Genomic DNA, 14413 nt, shown 5'->3' with positions numbered 1-14413 from the left:
AAATTAGCTTTAAATCAGAAAGAATATTCAGAGGATAAACATGATTCAGTCAGTGGCTTTTATTGGTTTGGGTGCAATGGGTTATCGTATGGCAGCGCATCTGCCCAAGCATTTCGATACGGTCTATGTCTGGAACCGGACTTTTGCCAAGGCTGAACAACATGCCGCTGAATATGCTACACAGGCGGTTGCTCTGGAGCAGGCTGTTCAGGCTGATATTATTTTCTCCTGCCTCCCCACCAGTGCGGATGTTGAACATCTCTTAAAAGACCTGCCGCTTAAAGCAGGTTCTATCTGGGTAGATTGTACCAGTGGTGTGCCTGAATCCGCTCGTAAACTGGTCACTCAACTGAGTGATCAGGGCGTTATTTTTCTGGATGCGCCGGTAAGCGGCCAGACGATTGGCGCTGAAAATGCCACGTTAACCGTGATGGTCGGCGGTGATGCCCAAGGCTTTGAAAAAGCTCTGCCAGCCATGCAGGCTTTTGGCAAGCTAATCAAGCATGTCGGGGAATCTGGCTCTGGTTTTGCAGTCAAAGCGGTGAATAATATGTTAATGGCCGCTCACCTTTGCGCAGCGGCCGAAGGCTTGACCACCTTAAAAGCACACCGTGTTAATCTGAGTGAAGCACTGGATTGTATTAATGCATCGAGCGGTAAAAGTATGGTGACTGAAACCGTGATTCCACAGCGTATTTTAAATCGCAGTTTCCCGCTAACCTTTGCTCTGCCTTTATTAGCCAAAGACACAGGCATTGCCATAGATCTGGCGCAAGAAGCCAAACTTTCAGTACCTGTTCTGGCGCTGGCACAGAATCTGATTCAGGCAGCAAACAGCTTATCAGATAAAAATAGTGATTTTTCAACTGCCGTGAAAATGTATGAATCATGGAGTAAAATTACCATTGAGTAATATCTCGCCATTGAATAATGATAATAAAACCACATATTGTGACTATAAAGCAGTCACACTGAGTGAATAAGCTAGAGGAAATTGCTATGAAAAAATTATCTGTTGCAGTATTAGTAGGTTTTGCAACATTGTTTGGGGCTTCAACATCGGTACTTGCATCTGAACAGGAATGCAAAAAACTGAAAAATGATCATGATGTCATTTATGCATCTAAAGGCTTCTGTTTTAAAGATCCTGAAGCCAAGGCCAAGTTTGGTAATGACAATTGCTATACCACCAAGCCAAAATTCTCTGAAAAAGAGCAACAACGGCTTGACGCGATCAAGGAACGTCAGAAAGAATTGAACTGTAAATAATACAGTTTCAATAATTTCAAGGAATGTAACTATGACTTATGATGATCAGAATATTTTTGCACGAATTTTACGTGGTGAACTTCCTGCCATTAAAGTGTATGAAGATGACCAGGTTCTTGCATTCATGGACATTATGCCTCAGGCAGATGGTCATACCCTGATCATTCCCAAAACGCCAGCAATAACGCTGCTGGATCTGCCAGCAGAAACAGCAGCCTATACCATTCAGGTCGTACAGAAAATTGCGAAAGCTATTGAGAAAGGTTTAGGCGTAGATGGAATTGTCTTGATGCAGTTGTCAGGTGCAGCCGCAGGTCAGACCGTACCACATGTGCATTTCCATCTCGTACCGACTTCTCTGCATAACCTGGGCAAACATGCCGCACAGATGGGTGATCAAGAGAAAATCAAGGCGCTTGCTGAAAAAATTAAAGCTGCACTTTAAGTACGAAATCAATTTAAAGATGGAGCTAGATAGCTCCATTTTTTATGCTCTTTCAGGCACTATAATCTTTTATTTTTAATTATTTCAATCATACGCTGAGACAATTCCAACCGCATTTAAGAATGTAAATTAATAACCTCACCATAGTCGGCGGCTATTCGCTGTTCAAAAAATAAAATTTAATTGGCCATAAAAATTCTGTTGCTTGGGTATGTATATTGACTCGGTTACCATGAGGCAATCGCAGCAGACTGTTAATTACGTTTCTTTTTCACTCACCTAAAAATCCTCTTAGAACTTACAACGCAGTTTTTGCTAGAATCCTGCTCAGAAGCTCAAACCTCCGCTATCTAATGCTTGGTATTAGAAACTTGAACCCTGAGAAGGTACACTTACTCATTAGATTAATCAGGTTTCAAAAAGATTTAACGGGATTTGTCAGGATTTTTTTATGCAATTTATTGTAAATATTAATAGTTTTAAGGGTGCTAAATAAAGTGAAAACAGAAAATATAATCCCTGACCTATCCACGCTTACACCGATGATGCAGCAGTACATGTCGGTCAAAATGCAACATCCACACTCATTAATGTTTTATCGGATGGGTGACTTCTATGAACTGTTTTTTGAAGATGCCCATAAGGCTGCCAAAATTTTAGGTATTACCCTGACTCATCGCGGTAAAGCCAATGGCCAGCCGATTCCAATGGCTGGCGTACCTTTTCATGCAGCCGAGGGTTATCTGGCCCGTCTGGTAAAAAACGGCGAAACTGTGGTGATCTGCGAGCAGATCGGTGAAGTTACAGGTAAAGGACCGGTCGAGCGTGGTGTGGTACGTATTATTACCCCGGGTACCTTAACGGATGATGCTCTCTTAGGCGCTCACCAATCTTCCAATCTGGTCGCCTTATGTATTCAGCAACAGCAGATCGGGATTGCACTCTTAGATCTGAGTGCAGGTCTCTTTAAAGTCCAGCAGCAGGACTATGACCTTAACCAGCTGGCCATTGAACTGGCACGCTTGATGCCAAGCGAAATTGTTTTAGATGAAAATATTGCAGATCCAGAGATCATTGAGCAACTTAAAAAACAGCTTGATTTGCCGGTGACCAAACGTCCGAATGTTGACTTCAACCTGAACAATGCCCAAAAAACTTTGTGTGACCAGTTTGCGGTCAGCACCCTTTCAGGATTTGGCATTGATCACTTGCCTTTGGCCAAAGCCGCCGCTGCTGCTTTAATTCACTATGCCAAAGAAACCCAGAAAACGGCTTTACCGCATATCCGCACGATTCAGCTGGAACAAAGCTCGGACTTTATTGCACTTGACCCTGTCACCCGTCGTAATCTGGAACTGATTGAACCACTTTTTGACCATGGTACTTCACTGTTTCAACTGATCAATGACTGCCAGACGGCGATGGGGGGTCGCCTACTTAGCCGCACCCTGATGCAGCCTTTACGAGATACTGCGGTTTTAGATGAGCGACTGGATGCCACACAGGCCTTGCTGGACGGTTTTCATGAAACCCCTGTACGCCTGATATTAAAAGAAATCAGTGATATTGAGCGTGTATTAAGCCGGATTGCCTTAGGCAGTGCCCGTCCACGCGATCTGGTTCAACTGCGCCAAGCCTGTGCACAAATCCCATTTTTAAGGCATGCCCTGCAACCGGCAATCAGCCAACCACAATCCTTCTTGTTACAACAGCTAAATCAAGAGCTTGGGGATTTTCATGGTCTGCATCAGCGGCTTATGTCTGCGATTGTAGAGAATCCGCCCGTGTTACTGCGTGATGGCAATGTCATTGCGGAAGGCTTTGACAGCGAGCTGGATGAACTGCGTAAAATTCGGGACCATGCTGGTCAATTCCTGATTGATCTGGAAATCAGGGAGCGCGAACAAAGCGGTATTCCCAACTTGAAAATCGGTTACAACCGAGTGAGCGGCTATTATATTGAGCTGAATCGTTCGCAGGCAGAACAGGCACCTGAACATTATATCCGCCGTCAGACCCTGAAAAATGCCGAACGTTATATCACGCCAGAATTAAAGTCTTTTGAAGATAAGGTACTGTCTAGCGAATCTCGTGCGCTTGCCCGTGAAAAAATGCTGTTTGAAATGCTTCTGGATGAACTACGGCAAGATATTGGCAACTTACAGATGATGAGCAGTGCCATTGCCCAGATTGATCTGCTGGCAAACTTTGCCTATCAGGCACGACTGCGTAACTGGTCACGACCGACATTCAGTCCTGAAACTGGTGTTAAAATCATTGCTGGGCGCCATCCTGTGGTTGAAGCTCTAAGCAAGACTGCCTTCACCCCGAATGATACCAAGCTCGATTATGCACATCGCATGGCGATTATTACCGGTCCAAACATGGGGGGTAAATCGACCTTTATGCGCCAGACTGCCCTGATTGCCTTGCTGGCCTACTGCGGTAGTTATGTGCCCGCGCAATCGGCCGTACTTGGTCCGATTGACCGGATTTTTACCCGAATTGGCTCTGCAGATGACCTTTCTACTGGCAAATCAACTTTTATGGTGGAAATGACTGAAACTTCGCAGATTTTACATCATGCCACCAGCCAGTCACTGGTTCTGATGGATGAAGTCGGTCGCGGTACCAGTACTTATGACGGTTTGTCATTAGCCTGGGCTTGTGTACTTGATCTGACCAAGCGCATTCAATGCTTGTGCTTGTTCGCGACCCACTATTTCGAACTGACCGAACTTGACCGGGAAAAAGGTATCGACAATTACCATGTTACTGCCAAAGAACTGAATGGCAATCTGATTTTACTGCACAAAGTTCAACATGGTCCGGCCAGTCAGAGTCACGGCTTGCAGGTCGCCAAACTGGCTGGCATTCCTGCGGCAGTCATTAAAGAAGCACAAAATCGTCTGAAAGCTCTGGAAAAGCAGCATCAGGTGAAACCTTTCAGTCCACAGCATGATCTGTTTTCCGAACCTGAAATCGTGGAAAAGATCATTGAGGTTGAAAAAACGTCGCCAGCGCTGGAGCTGCTGGAAGAGCTGGATATTGACAATCTGAGTCCACGTGAAGCGCTACAACAATTGTATGCTTTAAAAGATCTGATGAAACAACCAGGCTAACATCTTTGCCAGAACCCTGATTTTTCTAGGGTTCTGGTCATAAGTTTCCTCATTTTTAGCCATTTATCCGTATAATTTAATTTTTTTCAAATTTAACAGCCCTATCTATAACAAATATCAATAAAAGGAATTGTTAGTTCCCCCCGTTTTTGCCTAAAATACAGCATTCGTAATTAGAACCATATTTTTTAGGTAGCTGTCGCCATGACCTTCGTTGTCACTGAAAATTGTATTAAATGTAAATATCAAGACTGTGTGGAAGTTTGCCCTGTAGACTGTTTTTATGAAGGCCCTAACTTCCTTGTAATTAATCCAGACGAATGTATCGACTGTGCGTTATGTGAACCTGAATGTCCTGCCAATGCAATTTTCTCCGAAGATGAATTACCAGAAGGCCAAGAAGTGTTTATCGAATTAAACGCTGAACTTTCACAAACATGGCCAAATATCACTCAAATCGGTGACCAGCCTGCTGACCGTGAAGAATGGAACGGTAAACCTGATAAATTACAATATCTTGAAAAGTAATTTAGCGTATTTTAAAAAAGATCAGTACATACTGATCTTTTTTTTATACTCATAACACACATTTCATTGCAATATTCTCCAATTTTCTCCGCATATTTAGTCTAGAATAGCGCTATTTTATAAACACTTGTATTTCTTTAAATGAAGCAATTTTCAAAGGGACTTTTAGGTCTATGCCTAATCCCGCTGATATTTGTGGGTTGTACGACCACAAAACAACCCGGTCGTGTAAGCCCTGCAGATGGAAAACGGATTTATATTCCACAAGAACGGGTTCAATACGATCGCAAAGCACGGTCTAAAACCGTTCCTTATGTTTATACACACTGGGTTTCAGCACTCGACAATCTGTCACGTGTACGTGAATATGAGGTTTATCTGGAGCGTCATGGGGTGGGTAATATCATTCCAAGTTTCGAGCTGATGCGAACAGCACGCGATTGGGCCAAGTGCGGCCGCTCACAATACATGATTCCAAGTCGTGAATTATGGGCCAATCAGGTACCGACTTTACGAGTATTTAAATATCTGGTCGCAGCCAATGTACTGACAGATTTTGAAGTGACTTCAGTTTATCGCGACCTACCTTTAAACCGGTGTGCAGGTGGCGCCAATTCTTCCCGACATCTGTTTAACTCAGCGATTGATTTCAGAATCGGACCGGAATATCCGCAAGCCCAAGACTATACTTATATTGAAAATACCAAATTTAAATTGTGTCAATTCTGGAACCAGCATGGTCAAAGCCTGAATATGGGCTTGGGATTATATGCATCCGGCCAGATTCATATTGATACTCAGGGTTATCGCACTTGGGGTCCTGATCTGACCCGCAACTCTTCAATGTGTAATTACTAATACATTACTTCTGCTATACAAGGCATAGTAGTGGCTTTGTATAGTGTAAAAATCATACAATTATTGAACAATAAATTGCGCTATGCCACGAAAAGTTTAAAATGCACCCATCGCAACAAAGGTGCTCATACTATGCAACAAATGTGGACAGATATTGACGGCTACATTGATTCACATTTAATCCCTGAAGATCCGATCCTGACCCAGACGCTTGAAAATACCGCCGCACATGGCTTCCCAGACCATCTTGCAGTTGCACCTAATCAAGGCATGCTCCTGCAAATGCTGATTCAGATGAACCACTGCAAACGGGTATTAGAATTGGGAACTTTTGCTGCCTATAGCACCATGTGGCTGGCGCGTGCCCTGCCTAAAGATGGGTATATCCTGACCATTGAAGGACGAGATACTCATGCCGCTATGGGCCAGGAAAATATTGACCGTGCCCAGCTTAAACCAACAGTCGAGCTTAAGTGTGGCCGTGCGGCAGATGTCCTGAGGGCATTGCCTGAAGATACTGAAGCCTTTGACTTTATTTTTATTGATGCCGATAAACAAAGTTATCCTGAATATCTGGAACTCAGCTTAAAGCTGTCACGTTCCGGTACTATCATCTTTCTGGACAATGTAATTCGTGCCGGCGAGATTATTAATCCGGAGAATAAAAAGCCCAGTATTGAAGGTATTCGGGAAATGTTCCAAGCCATGGAAAATCATCCCAAAATTCTGTCTTGTACCGCTTTACAGACAGTAGGCAGTAAAGGACATGATGGTTTTGCACTCGCGATTGTGAAATAAAAGCTTACGCACAAAAATCAACCGACAATATATTTTCTATAAATAACATGGTTTTATAAAATATAACCACAGAGTTATCCACAATTTATGAGGATAACTCTGGTTATTTTTAAATCAATCTGTAACAAATAATCTGGTGATTAAATTCTGTCTTATGTTTACCCTCTTGCTTACTTGACGACCAGTAAAGGCACTTTTGAATTACGGAAAATTGTGGTGGCAATACTTCCCAGGAAAAACTGATGAATTTTGCTATGACTAAATGCGCCCAGTACAATCAGCTGGATGCCCTGCTCCTGCTGATAGGACAAAATATTTTCAGCCACCTCTCCATAACGGTATTTCGGAATCACTTCGAGTCCAGCCTGCGTTAAATATTGCAGAGGTTCATTCAGAACCTCCACATGATCCCCAATATATAATAAATGGCACTCTAGCTGACGTAACAAATCACTTTCTGCAACCCGTTTCATCATTTTAAGGCAGGTTGGAGAGTATTCATAAGCAAAGATAAAACGTGTAGGTGGCTTGAATTGCTCTCCTACCGTCATGACCGTACAATTGGCGCCACGGATAAAGTTTTCCACGTTGGTGCCAACGGGTTTATTTTTTTCGGCAGAACGTTCTCCAATTAATCCGATTACGGCAATATCATCAGGTCGTAAAATCTGAAAGCTCTGTTCCAGAAAATCCCCTTTTTCCTGAATATGCGTAGTCGGAATGCTATATTCCTTAAAAATACGGTCAGAGATATGCTGAAGTAAATTATTACTATAGTTAAGTGCAATCTCACTTTGTTTTTGTTCTAGCTCCGCCAGTTCTTTAAGCAACATCGCATTACTTTCAAAGCCAATGACCCCACTGATTTCCCCCAGATGATAACTGGCCGGATAATAGTCCACGACCTGTAACAGCACCAGCTCACGTCCGGTCTTTCTGGCAATCCAGGCGGCAGCATCGGCCAAGGCATTGGTACAGGGTGAGGAATCTATGCAGGCAATGACACGTTTCATGTTTAGCCCCTCTCATTATAATAAAATTTTCTTAGTTATTTTTAACTTAGCATATGTTCTTAACAATGTGCAGCAAAATCTGTATGGCTTAAATTGAAATATGTTAATTTTTATTTGATTAAACTAAGTACTAGATTGATTCTAGGCAGGGTGCTAGCGAATCTCCCTTAATCGCGATAGCGGATCAATTTGGCCGGATTACCTGCCATGATAGCACGCGCTGCAACATCTTTGGTCACCATGCTATTCATACCTATAATGGCCTGATCTGCAATCTTTACCCCATCCTTGATACCCACATGAGCGCCTAACCACACATCCCGACCAATTTCAATTCCTTGGGAACGAACCGGTTGCTGATAAATCGGCTGCTCTAGCGCCATTCCATGATCAAAAGCATAAAGGTGACAATACGCAGCTAGACGCACCTGATCATGTAATTTGATACCGACCCGCCCCCCATCCAGAATACAATGATGATTTATTGCTACTTCATTGCCAATCTCTAGTGGACCATGCAAGGTACAATCTGCGGCAATAAAAGTATTATCCCCAATACTGATCTTGCGGCCCGGTTCGGCAAAAATATGTGCCAGCGGAGAAATAAAACAGTTTTTGCCTATCTCGACTGTTTCCATCTCCATGAGATAGGCCTGATATTCCTGCTGCCACTCCTCTGCCCAGCCCCGATGTTTAGGCTTTAGGGAGTAATACAACCAAGGCATATAATTTAGACGATGCTTATGCTGTTCACGGTATTTGAGCAGCGGATTTATCTCAGTCATCTGTGTCTTCTTCTATGATCTTCAGTTGTTCACGGCCACGGGTCACATCCTGAAGTTTTAAGGCAAAAGCTTCGATCTGATGCGCCTGAAACAAGGCACTGACCTGCACACCTTCGGCTATATATTCTTCTTGGTAATCAATACCTTGATGATTCAATTCATATTGAAAAATAGCCCATTCATTAAACTGGCAAAAGAAACTGGCTTTTTTCTTTTCGATTAGTTCAATTTTTTCTGCCAACAGCAAGCATTGTCCGGCACAGCCACCATAAGCCCGCACCAGTCCACCAGTTCCCAACTTGATTCCACCATACCAGCGATTAACCAGAACCAGTATATTGGTCAGCTCATTGCCTTCAATGGTCGCCAGTATGGGCCGACCTGCGGTCCCTGAAGGCTCACCATCATCATTAAAACGCACCTGATGGCCGATTTTCCAGGCCCAGCATTGATGCGTGGTGGTCGGGTCACGGTAAGTTTCCAAAAAATCCTTCACTTCCTGCTCATTTTCTACAGGAGTTGCAAAAGCCTGAAAGCGGCTTTTTTTAATTTCTTCTTCAAAAGTCACTAGACTGGCAATGGTAAATGGCATAAATTCAGGCTGTTAACACTCAGGCTTAAAGTATACCCGCTTTGCACAATGAAATAAAAAAGCCTCTTGATAAAGAGGCTTTTTTATTCAGCTCATACCCAGCTTAGCGTTCACGCAAGGCTTCCTTGGCTTTATTAAACGGCTTGATCAGATAATCCAAGATGGTTTTTTCACCCGTACGGATATCCACTGTAGCCACCATCCCCGGCGTAATATTAAATTCCTGTCCGGTCTTATTACTCAGCTTGTCACTATCTGTGCGGATATATACCCGGTAATAGAACTGATCCTGTTTGACTTCATCACGCAGAGTATCCGGTGAAATCACCGTCACTTTACCTTTTAGGCCACCATAAATGGAATAGTCATAAGCGGTAATCTTGACCAGTGCTTCCTGATCCGGGCGGATGAAGGCAATATCACGAGGTGAAATACGCGCTTCTACCAAGAGTTTTTCATCCAGCGGGACAATGGTCATCAGCTTGCCATTTTGCGGAATCACGCCGCCCAAAGTCATAACATCAATTTCTTTAACCACACCGCGTACTGGTGACTTGAATACAGTCCGGCTTAAGGTATCTGATTTGCCACGTACAATCTGCTGCTGGGTTTGTACATCGGTATTGGCCTTAGACAACTCTTCCCGCGCCTGTACAAAATACTGGTTACGAATGTCATTCATCTGATTCTGCAAGTCATTGGCTTCGCGTTTTAAGCGCAAAACTTCTACTTCACTGGCAGCGCCTTTGGCCACCAGAGGTTCTGTCATTTCCAGTTCTTGTCGTACCAGCACCAACGCCTGCTTAAGCCCAGCCAGTGAGTCTTCCAGATTGGCACGACGTGACTGATACAGTGCTGTTTCTTCTGCGACCAGTTTTGGATATTTCAATACCTCTTCTGGAAACTCTAAAGCTAGACCACTGACTTCTGCACGTAAACGCGCGGACGTGGCACGTGATGCGACGAGTAAGGACTCCGACTCACCGACATTCGATTCAAACCGTGTAGGGTCCAGTTGGGCCAGCACCTGCCCCTGCTCGACAATTTCACCTTCCTTGACATTTAACTTGGTGAGAATTCCCCCTTCCAGAGACTGAATGACCTGTTCTTTGGAAGATGGAATCACTTTACCGGTACCGGTCGATACTTCTTCCAGCTTAAACAGCCAAGCCCATGTCAATAGAATTAACAGCCCAATACCGATAATCCAGATAATGATACTAGACTTGGGTAAAGGAGGCTCCTGAAAGCTGGCTTTGGTTGAACGTTTTAATTCTGCTTGTTCGCTCATGTACTTGCTCCAGCTGCCCGTTTTGTTCCAGTTGGTGACTGATTCAAAATCTGGTCACGTGGTCCATCCATCACAATCTTGCCTTCATTGACCACAATAATCCGGTCCACCAACTCCAGAACAGCGCGGCGATGCGTGGCTACAATCATGGTCCGGTGAGTCAGGTAAGTTTTTAAATGATCAATAAGCTGTTTTTCCGACACCTCATCCAGAGCCGCAGTCGGTTCATCCATTAATACAATATTGGGCTGACGGATCAATAATCGCGCCAGCATCAGCGCCTGACGCTGGCCACCTGAAAAGCCTACACCACCTTCCAGAATAATATGATCCAGCCCTTCCTTTTTCTCCTGCACAAATCCCAGAGCACCAGTAATCTGAAGGGCTTCGATAAGCTGCTGATCGGTTGCCAATGGTGCACCAAGCGTCAGGTTTTCACGAATAGAGCCATAGAACAGTTGTGAGTGCTGATTAAGCAAGCCCATATCCCGACGCACATCTGCCGGATCAATCAGGTTTAAATCGAGTCCATCGAGTTTAACTGTACCTTGTATAGGCACCTGCATTCCCGATAGCAACTGTAACAGGGTTGATTTTCCAGCACCGTTTCGACCAAGAATCGCAATTTTTTCTCCCGGTTTAATTTCCAGTTTTTGAATCATTAAACTCGGTTTTGTATCATCTTCGGTGTATTTAAATACCACATTATTCAGCTCATAATGGCCACTTAAAACCGGACGATGAATCAGGTGAGCATAATCAGGCTGGTCTACCGGCTTTTTCATCAACTCATCCAGCCCGGCTTTTGCAGCTTTCGCCTGCTGTAAACGCCCCAAAACACCTGTTAGTTGTGAAATCGGTGCAAGCATACGTGAAGACAGAATTGAACAGGCCACCAGTGCACCGGTTGTCATTTCGCCTTCCATAACCGCAAAGCACCCCACCAGCACTACAATTGCAAAGGTTAAACCCTGAATTTTTTGAGTCCATGCGGTCATCAAGCCGACAATTTTACGTTGCTGCATGCTGACATCAGCAGAAACTTCGTTCATATGATTCCACTGATTCTGGAAACGGGCTTCTGCACGTAATAGCTTGACATCTTCAATGCCTTGTACGGCCTCTACCAGCAAGGCATTACGGATGGAGGATTCACGCATCCCCAGCTGAGCCAGCTCTGCCAGTTTTTTCTGTGCCAGAATACCCGGCAAAATCATTAAGGGTACAACCAGCAGCATCACCCAGAACAGGTTACCGCCAATGATCCAGAAAATCCCCAGAAACAGGAAGAAGAATGGAAGATCTGCAATTGCGGTCACAGTGGTTGAGGTGACCAGTTCACGTACCCCTTCCAGTTCTCGAATCTGTGAAATAAAAGTACCGGTAGATTTGGAGCGCTCACTATTTTTAATTCGGAGCGAATGTCCAAATACCCGGTCAGAGATTTTCAGGTCTGCGCGTTTCCCAATAATATCGGACAGATAAATCCGGGAGACACGCAAGATAAACTCAAAAATCGCCGCAATGAGTACCCCACTTGCCAGCACCCATAAAGTAGGAACAGACTGGGATGGAATTACCCGGTCATAGACATTCATTGAAAATACGATGGTTGCCAGTGCCAGAATATTGGCAATCAATGAGGCAAACATAACATCGATATAACGCTTCCAGTCATTCAGAACAATGGACCAGAACCAGTTTTTTTCAAAGGGCTTGATATATTCATCAACACGGGCATCAGGTACGGATGATTCGGGACGTAAAATATAAAGATGTTTTACCCCTTCATTCAGCTGCTCGACTTTAAATACCTGAGAAAGACCTTGATCTCCACTCAGTTGAACACTGACATTTCCTGCCGTATCAATCCGCTCAATGACACCCACATCACCATTCTGAAATTCAACCAGCAAAGGTAAACGCCACGGGTTTAGCAAACCACTGTCAAAGTTATTTTTACGGACATTTAAACCAATCTGGCGGCTGACGATTTTCAGTATCTCATCGGCATCCTGATGCTGACTCCAATCTAGCTGTAAACGGATCCGCTCTTCAGAAGGCTCAATTCGATAATGTTTTGCAATATTCAAAACCGCTTGGAGCCACGGTTGATAATTTATTATAGTACTCATGGCTGAACTTCAAATCCTTGAATTGAAATATCATTAAGCGCATAAAGATCGCGCGTACGACCAGTGACCTGAATATATTGCACAATCGCAGCATAAATATCATAACGCGCTGCCTCAATCTCTTGAGCCGCACTATGAATCGCCTGCTCGGCATTCAACAGATCCACCACGGTACGCGTACCTAATTTATATTGTTCTTGATAAAGCTCTTTGGTCCGGGCAGTGGTCGAGCGGCGTTTAGCCAAAACATCCATCTGCTTTTGCTTGTTCTCTATCTGTTCACGGATAAGACGGATTTGATCCTGCACATCCAAATAAACGGTATTGACCTGAGCACGCGCTGCTTCTTCGGCAAAACTGGCTGCACGAGCCTGAGAACGCATCGCTCCACCTTGATAAAAGTTACTGCTGGCTTCCAGCATAATAGAATTGTAGAAACCGTCATCTTCATTATTATTCGGGTTTCGCCCATTCACGGCCTGGCTTACACTACCTTTCAAGTTAAAGGTCGGATAGCTGCTTAAGCGTGCCTGATTTTTCTGTAAGCGTGCCACTTCCACACCGGCATTGGCCAAAATCATATTGGGAATCCGGGTAAAATCAGGATCTTGATACAGATGGGCTTGCTGCACAATCTTCTCTGGAATGACCCATTCAATATGAGAAACATCAAATCCCAGCAGATTGCGCAAGCGCTGCTGGTACTGTCTTAACTGGGTTTGCTGAATCAGTAGATTCGACTCTGCTGCTTCAAGATTGGATTGGGCCTGGATAGGGTCAGCCTGACTGCTGATTCCGGCTTGGGCACGTAAATTCGCAATTTCTGCGATCCGCCCAATGCCCTCAATCTGTTGCTGGGCAATCTTGGTAATTTCCTGATAGCGCTTGATATTAATAATGGCATCCGCAACTTCCAGAGCAATCTGATCCAGACTGATCAGTACACGTGCCTGTTCTTCTGTCAGTCTGGCTTCTTCGACACTGACATTGGTTTTAATTTTGCCAAAATCATATACAACTTGAGTAGCATTTAAAGAAATGACCTGCCGCCCACGCTCTCCGGTAGTGAAATCACCTGTCCCTAGCCCCCCGGATATCTGGGGATAATAGGCGGCTTTCGCTACATCAATACTGGCAGCCTGCGCAGATAATTGAGAAACACTTTGTGAAATTTCAGGACGCCTTTGTACCGCTGTATGCACTGCATCAATTAAACCCATTTTTCGGGGCAAAGCTACAGCCATTGGATTGACTACACCCTGTCCTGGCTGCGGGCGTATCACCTGAGGCAGCTCTGCGACTCGGGAGGTATCCATAGAGTATTGACTTAAACTAGACATCTCCACCTTATAGGCAGAAGAGGTAGGCTCAGGAGCAATCAGTTTTCCAAAACTATTTTTTATATTTGAAAAATAGCTGGTTTCTGCATGAACGAGAGAGATTTGCAGAGGAAAAAGGAAAAACATAAATATTCCACTTTTCACGTAAACTTTCCTCTGATTTTTAACGCTGTGTTTTACCCGAAATAACATGATTTCTTATATTTTACATTTTGCAAAGACTATAACAAAGTTTGT

General features: G+C 44.1%; 13 protein-coding genes. 7 read left to right on the top strand and 6 right to left on the bottom strand.

What is annotated here, in order from left to right:
* Positions 1-40: 40 nt before the first annotated feature.
* The 7 genes from NI461_RS06530 (at position 41) to NI461_RS06500 (ending at position 7020) form a co-directional block, all read left to right on the top strand.
* Complete coding sequence (locus tag NI461_RS06530) at positions 41-913, top strand: NAD(P)-dependent oxidoreductase (protein WP_151203143.1); 873 nt, start codon at positions 41-43, stop codon at positions 911-913.
* A gap of 86 nt (positions 914-999) precedes the next feature.
* Positions 1000-1269, top strand: a complete 270-nt coding sequence (locus NI461_RS06525) for a YARHG domain-containing protein (protein ID WP_151203144.1) — start codon at positions 1000-1002, stop codon at positions 1267-1269.
* 31 nt (positions 1270-1300) lie between these two features.
* Entirely contained in the window at positions 1301-1714 is a 414-nt protein-coding gene (locus NI461_RS06520) for an HIT family protein (RefSeq protein WP_151203145.1), read from the top strand.
* A gap of 497 nt (positions 1715-2211) precedes the next feature.
* Positions 2212-4836, top strand: coding sequence for a DNA mismatch repair protein MutS (gene mutS, locus NI461_RS06515; RefSeq protein WP_174659789.1), 2625 nt, complete (start codon positions 2212-2214; stop codon positions 4834-4836).
* A 204-nt stretch (positions 4837-5040) separates the two neighbouring features.
* Positions 5041-5364 carry a ferredoxin FdxA gene (gene fdxA, locus NI461_RS06510; RefSeq protein WP_004973093.1) on the top strand — a complete coding sequence of 108 codons (324 nt, stop codon included), beginning with the start codon at positions 5041-5043 and terminating at the stop codon, positions 5362-5364.
* Between the two features lie 141 nt (positions 5365-5505).
* Positions 5506-6222 carry a D-Ala-D-Ala carboxypeptidase family metallohydrolase gene (locus NI461_RS06505; RefSeq protein WP_174659788.1) on the top strand — a complete coding sequence of 239 codons (717 nt, stop codon included), beginning with the start codon at positions 5506-5508 and terminating at the stop codon, positions 6220-6222.
* Positions 6223-6354: 132 nt separating this feature from the next.
* Positions 6355-7020: an O-methyltransferase gene (locus NI461_RS06500; protein ID WP_151208120.1), complete on the top strand. Its 666-nt coding sequence runs from the start codon at positions 6355-6357 to the stop codon at positions 7018-7020.
* Between the two features lie 170 nt (positions 7021-7190).
* Here NI461_RS06500 and NI461_RS06495 read toward each other — a convergent pair whose 3' ends face one another.
* The 6 genes from NI461_RS06495 to NI461_RS06470 form a co-directional block, all read right to left on the bottom strand.
* Complete coding sequence (locus NI461_RS06495) at positions 7191-8033, bottom strand: universal stress protein (protein ID WP_151203149.1); 843 nt, start codon at positions 8031-8033, stop codon at positions 7191-7193.
* Between the two features lie 167 nt (positions 8034-8200).
* The gene (locus NI461_RS06490) at positions 8201-8818 is read right to left on the bottom strand and encodes a DapH/DapD/GlmU-related protein (RefSeq protein WP_174659787.1); all 618 of its coding nucleotides are present in this window, start codon (positions 8816-8818) and stop codon (positions 8201-8203) included.
* Positions 8811-9410 carry a YigZ family protein gene (locus NI461_RS06485; protein WP_151207761.1) on the bottom strand — a complete coding sequence of 200 codons (600 nt, stop codon included), beginning with the start codon at positions 9408-9410 and terminating at the stop codon, positions 8811-8813. The genes NI461_RS06490 and NI461_RS06485 overlap by 8 nt, the downstream gene beginning before the upstream one ends.
* Positions 9411-9513: 103 nt before the next feature.
* A complete protein-coding gene (locus tag NI461_RS06480) occupies positions 9514-10701 on the bottom strand; it encodes an HlyD family efflux transporter periplasmic adaptor subunit (protein WP_174659786.1) in 1188 nt (395 codons plus the stop codon).
* Positions 10698-12836 (bottom strand): type I secretion system permease/ATPase, encoded by a 2139-nt coding sequence (locus tag NI461_RS06475; protein ID WP_174659785.1) that lies wholly within the window; start codon positions 12834-12836, stop codon positions 10698-10700. Before NI461_RS06475 ends, NI461_RS06480 begins: the two co-directional genes overlap by 4 nt.
* On the bottom strand, positions 12833-14302 hold the full coding sequence (locus NI461_RS06470; RefSeq protein WP_228723980.1) for a TolC family outer membrane protein: 1470 nt from the start codon (positions 14300-14302) through the stop codon (positions 12833-12835). The genes NI461_RS06475 and NI461_RS06470 overlap by 4 nt, the downstream gene beginning before the upstream one ends.
* Between the last annotated feature and the right edge of the window lie 111 nt (positions 14303-14413).

Origin of the sequence: Acinetobacter sp. S4400-12, assembly GCF_024129495.1 — a bacterium.
GTDB classification, from domain to species: Bacteria; Pseudomonadota; Gammaproteobacteria; order Pseudomonadales; family Moraxellaceae; genus Acinetobacter; species Acinetobacter lwoffii_C.
Note: the sequence above shows the minus strand (reverse complement) of the source record. Positions and strands in the feature narration are given on the sequence as shown.

Excerpts from the sequence above, each read along its gene's own strand:
- NI461_RS06520 (WP_151203145.1), top strand. The coding sequence starts at position 1,301 with ATGACTTATGATGATCAGAATATTTTTGCACGAATTTTACGTGGTGAA.
- NI461_RS06485 (WP_151207761.1), bottom strand. The coding sequence starts at position 9,410 with ATGCCATTTACCATTGCCAGTCTAGTGACTTTTGAAGAAGAAATTAAA.
- NI461_RS06475 (WP_174659785.1), bottom strand. The coding sequence starts at position 12,836 with ATGAGTACTATAATAAATTATCAACCGTGGCTCCAAGCGGTTTTGAAT.
- NI461_RS06525 (WP_151203144.1), top strand. The coding sequence starts at position 1,000 with ATGAAAAAATTATCTGTTGCAGTATTAGTAGGTTTTGCAACATTGTTT.
- NI461_RS06505 (WP_174659788.1), top strand. The coding sequence starts at position 5,506 with ATGAAGCAATTTTCAAAGGGACTTTTAGGTCTATGCCTAATCCCGCTG.
- NI461_RS06530 (WP_151203143.1), top strand. The coding sequence starts at position 41 with ATGATTCAGTCAGTGGCTTTTATTGGTTTGGGTGCAATGGGTTATCGT.
- NI461_RS06495 (WP_151203149.1), bottom strand. The coding sequence starts at position 8,033 with ATGAAACGTGTCATTGCCTGCATAGATTCCTCACCCTGTACCAATGCC.
- fdxA (WP_004973093.1), top strand. The coding sequence starts at position 5,041 with ATGACCTTCGTTGTCACTGAAAATTGTATTAAATGTAAATATCAAGAC.
- NI461_RS06500 (WP_151208120.1), top strand. The coding sequence starts at position 6,355 with ATGCAACAAATGTGGACAGATATTGACGGCTACATTGATTCACATTTA.
- NI461_RS06480 (WP_174659786.1), bottom strand. The coding sequence starts at position 10,701 with ATGAGCGAACAAGCAGAATTAAAACGTTCAACCAAAGCCAGCTTTCAG.
- NI461_RS06490 (WP_174659787.1), bottom strand. The coding sequence starts at position 8,818 with ATGACTGAGATAAATCCGCTGCTCAAATACCGTGAACAGCATAAGCAT.
- NI461_RS06470 (WP_228723980.1), bottom strand. The coding sequence starts at position 14,302 with ATGTTTTTCCTTTTTCCTCTGCAAATCTCTCTCGTTCATGCAGAAACC.